An 18,016-nucleotide genomic window follows, 5' to 3' on the forward strand; every position below is an offset into this window, starting at 1 on the left:
GCAGAGGCCTACGGGCGGATCAGCGAACCAGATCATGGGGGGCATGCCCCCCACGATCTGATGACCAAAATGGCGGCATAATCACATCCGGGATTAGCTTAACTTCGCCGCCAACCTGTCCAACAAGGCGGGACCACCTCAGTTTCTTCGGTTCCGACGAACCGTGGCATTCAATGGGACAAGTTGGTCATGAGAGCCGCTTGCCGATGTCGTGAACGAGCCTGTCCGAAACCCCAGGCAACGCGGCTATCGTCCGCATGGCATTGAAGTCAGGTTTAGGGCCATACACGCTGCGAAACACGCGTTCGATAGTCCAGTCCACCGTACCGCGTTCTATGGGGACCAGCCTGTCGTCATGATCCAGGCGCCCGGGCTCCAGTACCCGATAGAACCAGCCGCTTCGTGCCGTTTCGATCATCGCTTTCACGATGCCCTTGACGCCCAGATGTTGCTCGATGGTCACGCAGGGCTGGCGCGGTTGGCTTACCTCGATAAGCGCCGTCCCGAGGCGGAACCGATCCCCTATCGCGACGTCGGCTTCGGTCAGGTCCGCGGCGGCGATGTTCTCCCCCATGCTGCCAGGGCCGTCCAACCGGTCGAGCGGGCCGAAGGATTTGCGCAGCCAGTGATAATGTTCACTCGGAAACTGATGCAGCGCCATCGCGGGAAAGCCATGATGCCGCCGGTCGCCCTGCCGATCGCTCGCCAATCCGCGCAGACCGATTTCGACCGGCCTATCCAATGGCCGTTTCGCAATCCCGCTTCGTTTGCCGGAGGGAAGTGTCGCCAGATCGCCGGCGCAGATTGCGTCGATAGCGATCCCCGACGTTTCGCCCGGCGGGGACGGGTTCACATTGCGCTCGCGGCAGCTTCGCGATCGCGTTCGGCCCGGCTCTTTTTCTCCGCTGCCGTCTTCAACTGACCACAGGCCGCGTCGATATCCCGTCCCCGAGGCGTCCGCACCGGGGCTGAAATACCGCCGTCGAAAACAATCTCGGAAAACCTTCGCACCCTTTCGGGCGTCGAACATTCGTAAGGCGCGCCGGGCCAGGGGTTGAAAGGGATAAGATTGACCTTGGCCGGGAGCTTGTATTGCCGGATAAGCCGGACGAGTTCTCGCGCATCGGCATCGCTGTCGTTCTTGTCCTTCAGCATGACGTATTCGAAGGTGATGCGCCGGGCGTTGCTCGCCCCCGGATAGTCCGCGCAGGCTTCCAGAAGTTCCTCGATGCCGTACTTGCGGTTGAGTGGTACGATCTCGTCGCGAATCTCCTTGCTGACCGCGTGGAGCGAGACCGCCAGATTAACTCCGATCTCCTCGCCGCATCTCTCCATCATCGGAACTACGCCACTGGTGGAAAGGGTGATGCGGCGCTTGGACAGGGCAAGGCCGTCACCATCCATGACCAGCCGCAGAGCATCTCGAACGTTGTCGAAATTATAGAGCGGCTCGCCCATGCCCATCATGACGATGTTGGTCAGCAGGCGACCATCGGCAGTGTATTCGGCTTCGGATGCATCGTCGCCGAAATCCATCTTACCCTTGGGCCATTCGCCAAGTGCGTCGCGTGCCAGCATCACCTGGCCCACGATTTCACCCGGCGTGAGGTTGCGAACCAGCTTCATCGTGCCGGTGTGGCAGAACCGACAATTGAGCGTGCAACCAACCTGGCTCGACACGCACAGCGTTCCGCGATCGGCGTCGGGAATGAAGACCATTTCGAACTCGTGCCCGTCGTCGGTCTGCAACAGCCATTTGCGTGTGCCATCACGCGAGTGCTGTGCTTCGACGATGTGCGGCCGACCGATTACGAAGCGTTCCGTCAGCCACGGCCGCATCGGCTTGGCGATATCGGTCATCGCCTCGAAATCCGTCACTCCGCGGTGGTAAAGCCAGTGAAACACCTGCTTTGCTCGCAGTTTCGCCTGCCGGGCATCAAGGCCCTCAGCCGACAGGAGATCGGCCAGGCGGGCCCGGGGAAGCCCGATCAGATCGGTCCTCCCGTCAGCCCGCGGGGTGATATTGCGCGCGACGGGTACGGGATCGATGATCCCGGGAATGCTCATCAGTTCGGAAGTGGACATCGCCGAGCCCATATAGGCGCTGCGCGGACTTTTGAAAGCCGCGTTCCTGCGTCGGCCCGCGCGGTAAAAACGCCAAACGGGTTTTCAAGAATGCACTGTCGTTTCTTCCGCTTCATCCCAACGCGGGGCCATCTAAGGCTCTGACTTTTATGTAAATGTTGACTGCTCATGTGGCAAATAAACAACAAGATCGTTGTTGTGTAATGTTCATGAAACCTCGTGTCTATCGGGCCGTATTGAACCAGCGCGACGGGGACCTACCTCGCGATCTGATTAACCGATGGAGTAAATTTAATGAAGAAGACTGCTCTCCTTATTGCTGCCGGTGCGATTGCCGCTGTCGGCACGCCCGCGATGGCACAGGATGCCGTCAACGAGGCGTTTACCGGCCCCCGCGCGGAAGTTCTGCTCGGCTATGACATCAGCAAGGCCGGCAGCACCGCCGACAATGATGCCAACGAGAACGACGATCAGTCGATCGATGGCTTCAACTATGGTGTCGGTCTCGGTTTCGACTTCGCCGCTGGCGGCGTCGTTCTTGGCGTCGAAGGTGAATACACCGGCTCTACCGCCAAGACCGAGTTCAACGACGGCGATTTCGAAGGCATCGGCATCGGCAATGTCGAGACCGGTCGCGACCTTTACATCGGCGCGCGCGCCGGTGTGCTCGCGAACCCCGATCTGCTGATTTACGTCAAGGGCGGCTACACCAACGCCTCGTACAACCTGCGTACGCGTGGCGGCACCACCAATCTCGACCGCGATTTCCGCACCGATGGCTACCGCGTGGGTGCGGGTGCAGAATACGCTATGACCGAGAACACCTTCGCCAAGCTCGAGTACCGTTACTCGAACTACAGCGACGCCGAAATCGATTTCGATAACGGCGACGAAGTGAGCGTGCCGGACGTGGACATCGATCGCCACCAGATCATGGCCGGCTTCGGACTTCGCTTCTAAGTCCTGATTAGGTAAGTCTTTGAAATGGCCGGGGGTGTGCAAACATCCCCGGCCTTTTCTGTTGCGGCCCTGCCTTGCCCGGCCGCGTTCGATTATCGCTGACAAGCCAGCCTGACCGAGTCCATCGCGGTTGCTGCACCCCTCAACGGATAGCGATCGGTAAAGCGGATGCCGCGTCTGTCGAAAGCCGCGACTGTCATGCTTTCAGACACACGCATTGCGGCAAGGATCTGACTGTTCGTTCGGCTATCGAGCGCCCAGGCATGCGTACCTGAGCCGGTCATCGGATACCATCGGTTACCGACGCGCAGGCTGATGCGGCTACCCGGCCGCACTGCGCGCCCGATGCGAAAATAGACTTCTCCGCGCACGCGTCTTGTGGGCCAGTCGGCAACGCTGGCGAAGGGCTGGACCTCGCGCTTCGCTCCCGAGGGAAGGGGAAGCGCGATTGCATAGCATCGGCTACCATCGGCTTCGGCAAAGGCAGCCCAGTTCTCGAACACACCGAGCGCATCCTTTGCTGCGAGGACCGCTGGCGCGCAAAGCACCGCGGCGCCAAGCAGACTAGGGATAAGCAATCGCATCGATTTCCCACTCTCTGGCACCTGCCGGCAGAGCCACCGTGCGCAAGTTTCCCACTGCGGCGCCCCGCAGCGCGCGCGCCATCGGGCTGGACCATCCGATGCGCCCCTGGCCCGCGTCCTGCTCGTCGTCTCCGACGAGAGTGACCGTCCGTTCCTCGCCATCTTCGTCGGTCATCGTGACCGTGGCCCCGAAAAAGACCCGCGATCGATCCTTCTGCTGGCTCGGATCGACCACGCGCGAAGCCTTCATCCGGCGGGCAAGATGAGCCAGTTCGCGGTCGATCTCGCGCATCTTTTTCCGGCCATAGAGGTAATCGCCATTCTCGCTGCGATCGCCGTTGCCGGCGGCCCAGCTTACAATTTCGACGATGCGCGGCCGCTCGATCCCCAGAAGATGGTCGTAGCGCGCCTTCAGGGTTGCATACCCTCGGGCGGAGATGGGGTTGCCGGGGGCCACGGTCATCCGCGGCCCCTAGCGCAGCTTATCGCAGGAAGTCACCTGCCGTTCGCGGCTTGCCGCCAAGCGCCTTGTCCGGATTGAGCTGTTCGTACACCGCGGCGTTCTCGATCACGCGCTGAACGTAGTTGCGCGTTTCGAAAATCGGGATCTGCTCGATCCAGTCGATCCAGGATATCCCGCCATTGCGAGGATCGCCATTGGCTCGCAGCCATTTGTTCACGTTCCCCGGCCCCGCATTATAGGCGGCGATGGCAAGAGGATACGAGCCCCGATAGTAGTCCATCATCCGTGAGAAATACGCATTGCCCAGCCGGATGTTGTAAGTGGGCGATTCGATCAGGTCGGCCGAAAGGTATGTCATGCCGAGCTTGCCTGCCTGTTCCCGCGCGGTGCCCGGCATCAACTGCATCAGCCCACGCGCGCCTGCGTGACTGATGGCGTTCCCTGCAAACTGGCTTTCCTGCCGGGTGATGGCATGCACCATCGTCCAGTTCGATCCCGGCGGAACCGGCATGACCGGATATCCTTGGGCAACGAACCCGTCATGACCGCGCTCGCCGGCGGCATCGGTAAGATTGACCGCCAGATCACGGCGTCCGGTTTCAAGCGCCAATTGCGCCACGAGCGCGTGCTCTTCCGGCGTCTGAGCCTGATTTGCAACGGCGCGGTAGAACTGGATGCCGGTGCGCCACGGGGCGCCTTTCGCCACCTCGCGGACCGCGGCCACCAGCGGCGTCCGTTCGAAAGCGGCTCGCTGCTGCGCCGATGGCTGTGCCGCATTCTGAACTGCCAGAGAGGGCAGGGGGCGGCCAAGCTCCTTCAATGCCAGCTGGCCGTAAAAACGTTCGGGATAGGCTGCTGCCATCTCGAAATACCGCGCCGCCTCGGTTCCGGCACCAGCCCTCTGGGCTGCGCGACCCGCCCAATAGAACCCCTTGGAACGGGTTTGCGGAGTGCGGGCGGCGGCACCGTAGCGATAAAAGAGCGGTGCTGCTCGCTTGCCGTCGCCCAGCGTCCACAGAGCCTTGGTCCCGCCAAGCCACATCAGCGACGTGTAATCGTCGCGCAACCGGAACGACATTGCCGAGACGTCCGCCCCCGGGGCGAACAGATCGTCGACCTTGCCGGCGATGCGCGATGCCGGGTCCGCGCCGGCCCCTTGCGCGATACGCAGGGCCCGGGTGACGAAATCCTCTGGATCATACGCCGGCCTGGCAAAGGTCGGGCGGGTTGCGAGCAAGCTGACGGCATCCGGCAGGCGCCCGTTGTCGCGGTAATAGCCGGCAAGATTGAAGACGTAGCCGCTGTCCGACAGTGCGCCTTGCGGCGGGGAGACCCCTGCTGCTGCCGGCAAGGTTCCCTGCAGCAACGCCAGCCGGGCCATCGCCTGTTGCCGGAAACCCGGCGATACGCGCACGATCTGCCGCGCGGCGCCCTCCTTGTCGCCCTGCCATAAGAGCGCATCCATCCGGGCGTCATGGTCTTCCGGCGAGAAGCGCGTGCCGAAGAGACCTTGCATATAGGCCTCCGCAGAGCCGCTCATCGTGCCGCCGCGCCACGCGCCGCGTGCCGTATCGAAGGCTTCCGGCCGGTTCAGCGTGGCGAGAGACAGCGCGTATCGCGCCTTGGCTCCGTTCGTGATCGGCGGATTGCGATCGAAGAATGCGACCAGGGCATCCGCCGTCACCGTCTCCCGGTCGAGCGCAGCCTCGGCGCGCTGTTGCAAGCGATCCTGCTGGGGGAAATCGGGATAGGTGGTGATGAACCCGGCATAATCGCCGAATGCCAGGCGGTCCTGTTCGATCAACTGCTGCCAGCGCTGCACCGCCTGCCCGATGCGGCTTGGATACCGGGCGGTCATCGCGTCGGTTTCGCCCGCGCCCGCCGATTGGGCGAAAGCCGAGTGAGGGACGGTGAAAGTCGCGACGCCGGCGAATAGCAATGCGGAAAGTGTTGTCTTGCCCATGCTGGACATTATGCCCATGCCCTCCTTATCAGTCGCTGAATCAAACATGGCGGACCGATCCCGCGCCGCCACAATTGACCTTAGCCAGCCGCAGGTTTCGCACAATGTTTTCAGGTTCCATCCCCGCTCTGGTGACGCCCTTTCGCGACGGATCGTTCGACGAGGCTGCGTTCCGGCGGCTGGTCGATTTCCAGATCGACAATGGCAGCACGGCATTGGTCGCCTGCGGCACCACGGGCGAAGCCTCGACCCTGTCCAATGCCGAACATCACCGCGTGATCGAAGTGTGTATCGAGCAGGCCGCGGGGCGGGTTCCGGTCATCGCCGGATGCGGCAGCAACGATACCCGCAACGCGCTTCTCCACATGAGCTTTTCGCGAAAGGCAGGGGCGGCGGCGGGCCTGTGCGTTGCCCCTTATTACAACCGGCCGGGGCAGGCGGGCCTGCTCGCCCATTTCAGTTACCTCGCTGAAAACAGCGATCTGCCGATCGTTCTTTATAATGTCCCCGGCCGCACGGTCACGGATATCGAACCTGATACGGTGTGCGAACTGGCGCGCCGGTTTCCCGACAGGATCGTTGCCATCAAGGACGCCAGCGGCGACCTTAGCCGGGTGACCGATCACCGGATGGGCATCAGTCGCGAATTCTGCCAGCTATCGGGAGACGACGAACTGGCCTTGCCCGCCAATGCGGCAGGCGCGGTAGGATGCATCTCCGTCACCGCCAACGTCGCGCCGGCGCTGTGCTGCGAGTTCCAGCAGGCTTGCGCACAGAACGACCTGGTCCGGGCACGGGAACTGAACGACCGCCTCTATCCCTTGCATTACGCGATGTTCGAAGACGCCAGCCCCGCGCCGGTGAAATATGCGCTGAGCCGGGTGCATGACTGGATGACGGACGAGGTGCGCCTGCCTATCGTCCCATGTTCGGAGCCCGCACGGCAGGCCGTCGACCAGGCATTGCAGCATGCGGGCTTGGTTTAGACCGTTCGCCGCACTAGATCGCGCAGCGTATGGCCCGTCCCAAACCTGAAACCTTCGACAAGCAGCGCGTGGTCGCCGATAACCGGCGGGCCCGGTTCGATTATCACGTCGAGGATACCTATGAGGCGGGTCTCGCCTTGCAAGGCACTGAGGTGAAGGCGCTGCGCGCCGGCGAGGCGTCCATCAAGGAAAGCTACGCCGAGGTCCGCGACGGGCAGGTGTGGCTGATCAATTCCAACATTCCCGAATACAGTCATGGCAACCGCCTCAACCACGAGCCGCGCCGGCCGCGGAAGCTCTTGCTTCACGAACGCGAAATCGAGCGCCTGTTCGGAGCGGTCGAGCGCAAGGGCATGACGCTGGTTCCGCTTTCGGTCTATTTCAACAAGACCGGCCGGGCGAAGGTCGAGCTGGCCCTCGCCAAGGGCAAGCAGGCGCATGACAAGCGACAGACCATCAAGGATCGCGACTGGCAGCGCGACAAGGCGCGCCTGATGCGCGAGCGGGGGTGATCCGGACCGCAAGATGGCGATAGCCGATGGAAGCGCATCCATGCTAGGTCGCCCCGGCAAATCGCGCTTTCCCGCTCATCTATCCGGTCTGATCCTGTTACCCGTGTCCCACGCATCACGCCCTATCGATCGCCGCGTTCCCGCATGAGCACGCGCCGGCCCAAAGACTGGCTCGCACGCAAGCTGCGACGCCATATGCCCACGCGCGAGGCGATGGCGGAAAACCGCTATCTTGCTCCCATCGCCCACCGCTTTCTGTCGCCCGAACTGTGGCGCTTCACCCGGCGCAGCGTGCCCCGCGGGGTCGCGCTAGGTCTGTTTGCCGCGTTTATCGTACCGATCGGGCAGATTTTTCTGGCCGCTTTCCTGGCTCTTCCCGCTCGCGCCAATGTTCCGCTCGCCGCGGCGACCACCTTCGTAACCAACCCGTTCACTCTGCCGTTCTGGCTTTATGTCGCCAATCGGACCGGGGCGTTCATCCTCGATATCGATGCCGCTGTCAGCATCGGGGCAGGACATCTGGCGAGGGATCAGGGGATGCTGGCGCGAATGCTCGAAATGGGGGGAGTAACCGCGTTCGGTTTCGTCGTGCTGTCGATCGTTTCGGCATCGATCGGTTATCTCGTTTCCAGCTTCGTGTGGAAGCGCATCGTCTTTGCCAAACGGCGCCGCCGTCTGACCGAACTCGAGGCCCGGCTCGATCGGCGTCTGCGCGGGGAGGCCGAATGATCGGGCGGGCTTTTTCCAGTATGGATGTTTCCGCGTCCCTGCCGCGGCTTGCCGGGATGGCTGTGGCAATCGCGATCACCGCGGCGCTGCTCTGGCTGATCGGGGGAAGCGGACTGTTGGCGCTGACCTATGCGGGCGGCATGGCGGCGATCGTCATGGCCATCCTTGCCAGCACGAAGCTTCACCGCGAAGTGCAGGCGGACGTCGCAATCCATCCCGACTGGTCGGTGACCGGTGCCGCGATCGAGAATTCGCGCCGGGCCATCGCCATCACTGATCGCGCCAACCGGATGACCTGCGCCAACACCGCCTATGGCGAGTGGTTCGAGAACGAGGTGACGCCGTTCGACCTGTCGCTTGACGAGGACAGCCGGCGCCGCCTTCTGGAAGGGGCGCGGCAAGCATGGCGCGAGGGCAGTGTCCGGATCGACAAGCTGCGCGATGCCGCGCATGATCCGCGCTGGCATGTACGCCTGGAACGGGCGGGGCGGGGCGAGGATTACCTGATCTGGCGATTTTCACAGATCGTTCAGGAGCGCAGTTCGGAGATCATCTCCTCGCGTATCGGCGGCCCCTTCGGCTCCGTATTCTCCCGTGCAGGAGTCGAGCTGGCACTGGTCGCGCCCGATGGCGTCATCGAAGCGGCAACACCCGGCCTCGCCGAGCGCGCAACCGGCATGGGCGATATCTCGCTTGTCGGGCAGGAGTTTGTCCAATTGCTCCGCTCGGACGACCGGGATCGCATATTCTTCGCACAGGAAGGGCAGCAGGGCACACCCCAGACGCTTGTTCGTATTCCGCTCGACAATCCGAAAGGGCAGCCCGATCGCGAGGGGCGCGAAGCACCCTCGCTGATGCTGCTGATCGATAGCGGGGTCGGGATCGGCGGCGGCTGGCAGGGCAGTGGCAAGGCGGCGGTCCCGCAACTCGAAGCACTGCTTTCAGCATTGCCGCTGGGCCTCGCGCTGACCGACCGGGACGGGCGCTTCCTCTATGCCAACAGCGCGTTCCTTCGCGCGGTCGAGCGGGAGGAACACGGATTGCCGCCGTTCCCCTCGGACCTGGTCGTCCGTGAAGACAAGGCGGCGCTGGCCGATGCGGTGCGTCGTTTTGCCAAGGGCGCAATGGCCAGCGGTGACATGGCGGTGAGGCTGGCGGGAGACAAGGAAGAGCCCGTATCCATCGGGCTCGCCGGGGTGCGCGGCATCGGCGAGGCGACTGTCCTTCTGTCGATCTCCGATTCGACCGAGGAAAAGCGCCTGCGGCGGCAAGTCGCTCAGGCAACGAAGATGCAGGCCGTGGGCCAGCTTGCCGGAGGGGTCGCGCACGATTTCAACAACGTGCTGACCGCGATTATCGGTTATTGCGATCTGATGCTGCTGCGTCATACGCCGGGCGACAGCGACTACGACGATATCCAGCAGATCCGCGCCAACTCCAACCGCGCGGCCAGCCTTACCCGCCAGCTGCTCGCCTTCAGCCGCCAGCAGACTCTGCGCCCGGTGATCCTCCAGCTGCCTGACGTGGTCAGCGAGGTCAGTCAGCTGCTCAAACGGCTGATGGGCGACAAGATCGAATTCTCGATCCGGCACGACCGCGAGTTGGGGCCCGTCCGGGCCGATCCCCAGCAACTCGAGCAAGTCATCATCAATCTTGCCGTCAATGCGCGCGATGCCATGCAGTCCAGCGCCGAGAAGGCTGGAAAGCAGGACTGGAAGGGCAGGCTGACGCTTGCCACCCGCAGCGTTTCGGCGCGCGACGTACGCAAGATGGGCATCGATATCATGCCGGCCGACGACTACACGGTGCTGATCGTGCAGGACACGGGCGGCGGCATCCCGCAGCAATATCTCAACAAGATCTTCGAACCGTTCTTCACGACCAAGGAACAGGGCAAGGGGACCGGCCTTGGCCTGTCGACCGTTTACGGCATCGTCAAGCAATCCAACGGGTTCATATTCGCCGACAACGTGATGGGGCCCGACGGCCGGATGCACGGGGCCCGTTTCACCGTCTATCTTCCGGTCCACAAGGGCGAGCTACCCGCGCCCCAGCGGAAGGACGATGCGGACGAGACGGCGAGCGACTGGGCAGGTGGGGGCAAGCTGCTGCTGGTCGAGGATGAGGACATGGTGCGGGCGGTTGCCGAGCGCGCCCTGACCCGCGCAGGTTATGTCGTCACGGCAACCAGCGATGGCGATGAGGGTCTGGCAGCTGTCGTCAATGGGACGGAAGACTTCGATCTCGTTGTATCGGATGTCGTCATGCCGGCGATGGATGGTCCGGCCATGGCTCGCGCCATCCGCAAGGTGAAGCCTGACCTGCCGATACTGTTCATGTCCGGTTACGCCGAAGAACAGCTGCGCAACGAGATCGACATCGAGAATATGTATTTCATTCCCAAGCCCTTCAGCGTGCAGGACATCAACGCGAAGGTAACGGAAGTGATGTCAAAGCAGGCCTCCCGCAAAACCTGAGGAGGGGGCGCGGGCGCCGAATCCCATGATGGTACGAACGCTACCGACCTTTTCTCTTGTTCCCCTCTTGTTCTACATGAACATAAGGCGTACATGAGGGAACGGTTGATGGGCCCACCCGGGCCTCTGGTTTCGCAAGGGGTGCAGTGTCATGGCGGCAAGTCTGAAATTGGTGAAGGACAAGGAAGTGGACGCAGACCGTCAGAAGGCACTCGATGCCGCACTCGCGCAGATCGATCGCGCATTCGGCAAGGGTTCGGCGATGAAGCTGGGCCAGAAGGAAACCATGCAGATCGAAGCGATCTCCACCGGATCGCTCGGCCTTGATATTGCGCTCGGTGTCGGCGGCTTGCCCAAGGGCCGTGTGATCGAGGTGTACGGCCCGGAAAGTTCGGGCAAGACCACGCTGGCGTTGCACTGCATCGCAGAAGCGCAGAAAGCGGGCGGAACGGCTGCGTTCGTCGATGCGGAACACGCGCTCGACCCGGTCTATGCCAAGAAGCTGGGCGTCAATATCGACGAACTGATCGTTTCGCAGCCTGACACCGGCGAACAGGCGCTCGAGATCACCGATACCCTGGTGCGATCGAATGCGATCGATGTCCTGGTCGTCGATTCGGTGGCCGCGCTCGTGCCGCGGGCCGAAATCGAAGGCGAGATGGGCGACAGCCATGTCGGCCTCCAGGCACGTCTCATGTCGCAATCGCTGCGCAAGCTGACGGGGTCGATCAACCGGTCGAAGTGCATGGTGATCTTCATCAACCAGCTGCGCATGAAGATCGGTGTGATGTACGGCAATCCCGAGACCACGACGGGCGGCAATGCGCTCAAGTTCTACGCATCGGTCAGGCTCGACATTCGCCGGACCGGCCAGATCAAGGATCGCGACGAGGTCATCGGCAACAGCACACGGGTCAAGGTGGTCAAGAACAAGGTCGCCCCCCCGTTCAAGCAGGTCGAGTTCGACATCATGTATGGTGAGGGCATCTCCAAGATCGGCGAGATCCTCGATCTCGGCGTCAAGGCCGGAGTCGTCGAAAAGTCGGGTAGCTGGTTCAGCTATGATAGTGTTCGCATCGGCCAGGGACGCGAAAACGCCAAGACCTTCCTGCGCGACAACCCCGAGCTGGCTGGCAAGCTCGAGGCGGAAATCCGCGGCAAGACCGCCGAGGTCGCGGAAGAGATGATGACCGGACCGGACGTCGAGGCCGACGACGAGTGATAGATGCCGCGGCCAGGGGGCGTCAGCCGTCCCCTGGCTGTGTCTCACGCTGTGGATATGGGGCATGAGGGATGCCGCTTGGGTTGCCAGGCTTGCCGACGATCCGTTCGACGCCGCCCCCCCATTCCCGCCTTGTGACGCGGCTTGCGATTGCCTAACTGCGGGCGCATGACGTCCACCAACGAAATTCGCCGATCGTTCCTCGATTTTTTTGCATCGAACGATCACCGCGAAATGGCAAGCGCGCCGCTTGTTCCTTTCAGCGACCCGACGCTGATGTTCGTCAACGCGGGCATGGTGCCGTTCAAGAATGCCTTTACGGGACTTGAAAGCCCGCCTTCGCCTCGTGCGGTCAGCGCCCAGAAGTGCGTGCGGGCCGGGGGCAAGCACAATGATCTCGACAATGTGGGCTATACCGCGCGGCATCATACCTTCTTCGAGATGCTCGGCAATTTCAGTTTCGGGGACTATTTCAAGGAACAGGCGATCCATAATGCCTGGAGCTTGCTGACGCGCGAATGGGGGCTCGATCCTGAACGGCTGCTGGTGACGGTCTACCACACCGACGACGAGGCCTTCGGTCTGTGGCAGAAGCTTACCGGCTTTGCCGATGACCGTATTATCCGCATTCCGACCAAGGACAATTTCTGGGCGATGGGTTCGGACGGCCCTTGCGGACCGTGCTCCGAGATCTTCTACGACCACGGCGATCACATTCCCGGCGGTCCGCCGGGGTCGCCGGACGAGGATGGCGATCGGTTTGTGGAGATATGGAATCTCGTCTTCATGCAGTTCCAGCAGGCCGATGACGAGATCGTTGCCAACCTGCCCAAGCCCAGCATCGACACCGGAATGGGTCTCGAACGCATCGCTGCCGTCCTTCAAGGCGTCCATGACAATTACGATACCGACACGTTCCGCGCCCTCATCGGAGCCAGTGAGGAGCTGACCGGGGTCGCCGCAGAAGGCGAGAACCGCGCAAGCCATCGGGTCATCGCAGATCACCTGCGTTCGACAAGTTTCCTCATCGCAGATGGGGTTTTGCCCAGCAACGAGGGCCGCGGTTACGTCCTGCGCCGGATCATGCGACGGGCGATGCGACACGCCCATCTGCTCGGGGCCGCCGACCCTTTGATGCACCGCCTCGTTCCCGAATTGGTGGGCGAAATGGGTGCGGCCTATCCCGAGCTCATGCGCGGCCAGGCGCTGATCGAAGAAGTGCTCGAGCGCGAGGAGCGCCAGTTTCGTCGCACGCTCGAAAAGGGTCTCGGCCTGCTCGACGAGGCGACTGCCGATCTGGGCGAGGGCGGCACGCTCGATGGCGGGACCGCTTTTCGCCTCTACGATACCTACGGCTTCCCTTACGACCTTACTGAAGATGCACTGCGCAATCGCGGGATCACAGTCGACAGGGCCGGTTTCGAAACCGCGATGCAGCGGCAGAAGGAAACTGCCCGGGCGGCATGGAAGGGATCGGGCGAGGCTGCGAGCGAGGAAGTCTGGTTCGACATTGCAGAACGTGAAGGCTCGACCGAATTCATCGGCTATGCGTCGACAACCGGCGAAGGCACCGTGATCGGCATCGTAAGTCAGGGCGCAGAGATCGATCGTGCGGTCGCCGGCGACGAGGTGATCGTGCTGACCAATCAAACTCCGTTCTATGGCGAAAGCGGGGGGCAGACGGGCGATGCCGGCCGGATCTGGAACCCCGAAGGCTTCGAGTTCGAAGTCATGACCACGACCAAGCCGCTCGGTCGCCTCCATGCGCATAGGGGCAAGGTGCGCGAGGGGAGCATCGCACGTGGCGACACGGTGCACCTTGCCATCGACGTCGAAAGGCGTGATCGCATCAGGGCCAACCATTCGGCGACCCACCTGCTGCATGCCGCCCTGCGCGACCGACTTGGCGAGCATGTGACGCAAAAGGGATCGCTGGTCGCCGAGGATCGCCTGCGGTTCGACTTTTCGCATCCGAAGCCGCTTACGAACGAAGATATTGCCGCCATCGAGGCCGAGGTGAACGCGGAAATCCGCGCCAACGAGACTGTCTCCACTCGTCTGATGACGCCCGACGATGCGGTTGCCGCCGGGGCGCTGGCGCTGTTCGGGGAGAAGTACGGCGAAGAGGTCCGGGTCCTGTCGATGGGTCGCACCCGCACGGAAAGCCGCAACTACTCCGTCGAACTATGTGGCGGAACGCATGTCGAGGCGACCGGCGATATCGCTCTGTTCAAGATCGTCTCGGAAAGCGCCGTCAGCTCGGGTGTCCGCCGGATCGAGGCATTGACCGGCGAGGCGGCACGGCAGTGGCTGCTGGCCCGCGACGACGCTTTGCGCGCCATCGCCGCGGCGGTAAAGACCTCGCCTGAGGATGCGGCTGCCCGCGTCATCGCGCTGGCGGAAGACCGCCGCCGGCTCGAGCGCGAGTTGGCAGAGGCGCGGCGCGCGCTTGCCATGGGCGGGGGCGCGTCGAATGCGGCTGCCGCGGCGGCAGACGAAGATATCGGCGGGGTCGCGTTCTCGGGACAGGTCGTTGAAGGACTGGACCCCAAGGCCCTGCGCGGCCTGCTGGACGATGCGAAAAAGCGCATGGGTTCGGGGGTCGCTGCGATATGCGCGGTCAACGACGGCAAGGCAGCCGTCGCCGTTGCCGTCACAGATGACTTGACCCATCAGATCAGCGCCGTCGAGCTGGTCCGGCTCGCGGTTGCGGCGGTCGGCGGTGCAGGCGGCGGGGGACGGGCCGACATGGCGCAAGGTGGCGGCCCCGACGGTGGCAATGCTGCGGCCGCCATCGATGCGGTTCGAGAAGCCCTGCAGGCTCGCTGAACCGTGTGCCTGCGGACCGCGGCCAGGCGTCATCCGCCTAGCGCACTGGTCCGCAATTTGGGGCGATAGTCGAGCGCTCCGTCGCGTTCGAGCTGGGCGCGGAACTCGTCGCGCTTTTCGTGAATGGATGCGATGACGGGCCCCATCGCGACCCCGATGTCGACCAGCACTGCCTCGCTCAATTGCAGCGAGCTTTCGAGTGTCTCGGGCACCGCGTGGCTGGCTCCGGCGCGGTAGAGGCTTGCCGCATGGCCTGTGTCACGCGCGCGGGCGACGATCAGCAATTCCGGGTGAGCCTTGCGCAGTTTGACGACCAGGCGTTCTGCGAGGACTGGCTCGTCCATCGTCAGCACGACAGCGATGGCGTTTGCGACGCCAAGCCGTTCCATCGTGTTACCGCGACCGGCATCACCGAAGATCGCCCGGTATCCTTCGCGCTTGCTGGCTTCGATAAGATCGGCATCCGAATCGACCGCGACATAGGATTTGCCATGACGGTCGAGCATTTCTGCAACCAGTCGGCCGACACGGCCTACACCGACGACGATGACATGAGGTTCAAGACGCAGGACCGGCGGTAATTCGGGCCCCGGCTCGACCTTTCTTGCAAGCGTCCGACCCAGACGGGCGAGCAGGGGCGTGATGGTGAGGCCGATGGCCGTGACGATCTGCCAGAATTGCGCCGTGCCGGGCTGGATCAGCATCGCCGAACTTGCGGCAGCGAGGATGATCAGAGTGGTTTCCGAAGGGCTCGCCATCAGCAGGCCGGTTTCCGCCGCGGTACTGCGCCGTGCGCCCATGGCCCGGAGCAGCAGCCCGGTCACCAGCGCCTTGAACAGGATGATCCCGGCCACCGCCGCGGCGATCGTGGGGAAGTAGTCCCTGACCATGGCGAGATCGACGCTCATCCCTACGGTGATGAGGAAGACTCCCAGCGCGAGACCTTTGAACGGCTCGATTATATTCTCGATCTCGCCCTGATAGTCCGTCTCCGCGATGAGCAAGCCCGCGATCAGTGCGCCGACGATCGGTGACAGGCCCACCGCCGCAGTCGCGAGGCTGGCGCCGATCACCACCAGCAAGGTGGCAGCGAGAAACAATTCGGGGTTCTTGGCCCGCGCAGCCTGACCGAACAGGCGGGGCAACAGGAAGCGTCCTGCGATCATCATGACCGCGACAACCAGCCCGCCTTGCCAAAGGATGCGCAACATGCCCGACCAGCCGTCGCCTTCGGCCGCAGGCGCCATCGCGCCCAGAATGAAGATGATCGGGACGATCAGCAGATCTTCGAACAGCAGCATCGAGAGTGCCGCCCGTCCGACCGGGCTTTGTGTGCCACTGATCGGCAGAACGATGGCTGTGGAAGAAAATGCAAGTGCGAAGCCGAGCGCGAGCGCGCCGGTCCAGAACTGCCCCATCATTCCCAGCACGATGGCAAGAATCGTTCCGATCAGCAGCACCTCGAGCGCACCGAGGCCGAAAACCAGTTTACGTAGTTGCCACAGGCGCTTGAAGCTCAACTCCAGACCGATTGTGAAGAGCAGGAGGATGATCCCGAACTCGGCAAATGGCGCTAGCGCCTCCGGATCGGTAATCGTTACGTGAGTGAGCCACGGGTGCTCGAAGACGAGCCTGCCGAGCCCGAAAGGGCCGACAGCAATGCCGATCAGGATGAAGCCGATGATCGGTGTGATGCGAAAGCGCGCGAAGACCGGGATGACCAGTCCCGCGGCACCGAGGATCACCAGGGCATCGGAAACGGCGGGATAGCTGATTTCGCTCGCTGCCATTCATGGTTCCTCAAGTGGCAATAAGCAGCCGTGTCATCCGATCCTTCAAGGGGCCACTGTGCGCCGCCGCCCCGCCGCGTCCCCGCCAGTGGAGCGGGGCGGGCGGGGCGTATGGTCCCTCAGGCCCAGCTTTTCATTTCCGTCTCAAGGTTCTCGACAATGGCTTCGAAGAACTGCTCGGTCGTCATCCAGCTTTGTTCAGGGCCGATAAGAAGGGCAAGATCCTTCGTCATCTTCCCGCTTTCGACGGTTTTCACGCACACCTTCTCAAGCGTTTCGGCAAAGCGCACCACTTCGGGGGTATCGTCGAAGCGGCCGCGATACATCAGGCCCCGGGTCCAGGCGAAAATGCTGGCAATGGGGTTGGTGCTGGTCGACTTGCCCTGCTGATGCTGGCGATAGTGACGCGTAACCGTGCCATGCGCTGCTTCTGCCTCGACGGTCTTGCCGTCCGGCGTCATCAGCACCGACGTCATGAGACCCAGCGAACCGAAGCCCTGGGCGACCACGTCCGACTGCACGTCGCCGTCGTAGTTCTTGCATGCCCACACGAACTTACCGTTCCACTTCAAGGCCGATGCAACCATGTCGTCGATCAGACGATGTTCGTAGATGATCTTCGCTTCCTCGAACTTGGCCTTGAATTCGCTATTGAATATCTCTTCGAAAAGATCTTTGAACCGGCCGTCGTATTTCTTGAGGATCGTGTTCTTGGTCGACAGGTAAACCGGCCATCCGCGGTCGAACCCGTAATTGAAACAGGCGCGGGCGAAGTCGCGAATGGATTCGTCGAGGTTGTACATCGCCATGGCGACCCCGCTCGACTGGAACTCGTAAACGTCGAGGTCGATGGTCTCGCCGTCGTCACCTTCGAACACGAGGCGCAGCTTGCCCGGCCCAGGAATGAGGGTGTCCTTCGCCCGATACTGATCGCCGAAGGCATGACGGCCGACCACGATCGGGTCTGTCCAGCCCGGGACGAGCCGCGGGACGTTGTCGATGACGATCGGTTCGCGGAACACCACCCCGCCGAGGATATTGCGGATCGTGCCGTTGGGGCTCACCCACATTTTCTGGAGGCCGAATTCCTCGACCCGAGCCTCGTCCGGAGTGATCGTCGCGCATTTAACGCCGACGCCATGATCCTTGATCGCGTTGGCAGCATCGACGGTGACCTGATCTTGCGTCTTGTCGCGGTTCTCGATCGAGAGGTCGTAATACTTCAGATCGATATCGAGATAGGGCAGGATCAATCGCTCGCGAATCCATTCCCAGATGATCCGCGTCATTTCGTCGCCGTCGAGCTCGACAACCGGGTTCGCAACCTTGATCTTCGCCATGTCTTACCTGTCCGTATCTGCTATCGGGCGCGCTTTAGCAGAGCGCGCGGGCAGGGCAAGGCGCCGCCCGGGGCGC

At 62.7% G+C, this 18,016-nt stretch carries 14 protein-coding genes; 7 read left to right on the forward strand and 7 right to left on the reverse strand.

The window, feature by feature from the left end; genetic code table 11:
* Nucleotides 1-187: 187 nt before the first annotated feature.
* Together ACHFFA_RS03295 and rlmN are read right to left on the reverse strand one after the other, a co-directional pair.
* The gene (locus ACHFFA_RS03295; protein WP_394269414.1) at nt 188-853 is read right to left on the reverse strand and encodes an MOSC domain-containing protein; all 666 of its coding nucleotides are present in this window, start codon (nt 851-853) and stop codon (nt 188-190) included.
* Entirely contained in the window at nt 850-2,085 is a 1,236-nt protein-coding gene (rlmN, locus tag ACHFFA_RS03300) for a 23S rRNA (adenine(2503)-C(2))-methyltransferase RlmN (RefSeq protein ID WP_394269415.1), read from the reverse strand. Before rlmN ends, ACHFFA_RS03295 begins: the two co-directional genes overlap by 4 nt.
* 294 nt (nt 2,086-2,379) lie before the next feature.
* On the opposite strand from rlmN, the gene ACHFFA_RS03305 reads away from it, so the two are divergent.
* Nucleotides 2,380-3,045, forward strand: a complete 666-nt coding sequence (locus ACHFFA_RS03305) for an outer membrane protein (protein WP_394269416.1) — start codon at nt 2,380-2,382, stop codon at nt 3,043-3,045.
* Nucleotides 3,046-3,137: 92 nt separating this feature from the next.
* Here the strand turns inward: ACHFFA_RS03305 and ACHFFA_RS03310 are convergent, their stop codons facing one another.
* From ACHFFA_RS03310 to ACHFFA_RS03320, 3 genes are read right to left on the reverse strand one after another with little or no spacing between them, the layout of a single operon-like run.
* The gene (locus ACHFFA_RS03310; protein ID WP_394269417.1) at nt 3,138-3,593 is read right to left on the reverse strand and encodes a hypothetical protein; all 456 of its coding nucleotides are present in this window, start codon (nt 3,591-3,593) and stop codon (nt 3,138-3,140) included.
* 16 nt (nt 3,594-3,609) lie between these two features.
* Nucleotides 3,610-4,092, reverse strand: a complete 483-nt coding sequence (locus tag ACHFFA_RS03315) for a GreA/GreB family elongation factor (RefSeq protein WP_394269418.1) — start codon at nt 4,090-4,092, stop codon at nt 3,610-3,612.
* Between the two features lie 19 nt (nt 4,093-4,111).
* Nucleotides 4,112-5,950 (reverse strand): lytic transglycosylase domain-containing protein, encoded by a 1,839-nt coding sequence (locus ACHFFA_RS03320; protein ID WP_394269419.1) that lies wholly within the window; start codon nt 5,948-5,950, stop codon nt 4,112-4,114.
* Between the two features lie 209 nt (nt 5,951-6,159).
* On the opposite strand from ACHFFA_RS03320, the gene dapA reads away from it, so the two are divergent.
* The 6 genes from dapA (at nt 6,160) to alaS (ending at nt 14,810) form a co-directional block, all read left to right on the forward strand.
* A complete protein-coding gene (gene dapA / locus ACHFFA_RS03325) occupies nt 6,160-7,041 on the forward strand; it encodes a 4-hydroxy-tetrahydrodipicolinate synthase (protein WP_394269420.1) in 882 nt (293 codons plus the stop codon).
* A gap of 29 nt (nt 7,042-7,070) precedes the next feature.
* Nucleotides 7,071-7,553, forward strand: coding sequence for an SsrA-binding protein SmpB (smpB, locus tag ACHFFA_RS03330; RefSeq protein ID WP_394269421.1), 483 nt, complete (start codon nt 7,071-7,073; stop codon nt 7,551-7,553).
* Nucleotides 7,554-7,697: 144 nt separating this feature from the next.
* On the forward strand, nt 7,698-8,282 hold the full coding sequence (locus ACHFFA_RS03335; protein ID WP_394269422.1) for a DUF2062 domain-containing protein: 585 nt from the start codon (nt 7,698-7,700) through the stop codon (nt 8,280-8,282).
* Between the two features lie 56 nt (nt 8,283-8,338).
* A complete protein-coding gene (locus ACHFFA_RS03340) occupies nt 8,339-10,759 on the forward strand; it encodes a response regulator (RefSeq protein WP_394269423.1) in 2,421 nt (806 codons plus the stop codon).
* 151 nt (nt 10,760-10,910) lie between these two features.
* On the forward strand, nt 10,911-11,981 hold the full coding sequence (recA, locus tag ACHFFA_RS03345; protein WP_394269424.1) for a recombinase RecA: 1,071 nt from the start codon (nt 10,911-10,913) through the stop codon (nt 11,979-11,981).
* 168 nt (nt 11,982-12,149) lie between these two features.
* Nucleotides 12,150-14,810 (forward strand): alanine--tRNA ligase, encoded by a 2,661-nt coding sequence (gene alaS / locus ACHFFA_RS03350; RefSeq protein ID WP_394269425.1) that lies wholly within the window; start codon nt 12,150-12,152, stop codon nt 14,808-14,810.
* 29 nt (nt 14,811-14,839) lie between these two features.
* On the opposite strand, the gene ACHFFA_RS03355 is transcribed toward alaS, so the two are convergent.
* Nucleotides 14,840-16,600, reverse strand: a complete 1,761-nt coding sequence (locus ACHFFA_RS03355) for a cation:proton antiporter (RefSeq protein ID WP_394269426.1) — start codon at nt 16,598-16,600, stop codon at nt 14,840-14,842.
* Between the two features lie 119 nt (nt 16,601-16,719).
* Nucleotides 16,720-17,940, reverse strand: a complete 1,221-nt coding sequence (locus tag ACHFFA_RS03360) for an NADP-dependent isocitrate dehydrogenase (protein ID WP_394269427.1) — start codon at nt 17,938-17,940, stop codon at nt 16,720-16,722.
* Between the last annotated feature and the right edge of the window lie 76 nt (nt 17,941-18,016).

The organism is Qipengyuania sp. (genome assembly GCF_043423005.1).
GTDB lineage: Bacteria > Pseudomonadota > Alphaproteobacteria > Sphingomonadales > Sphingomonadaceae > Qipengyuania.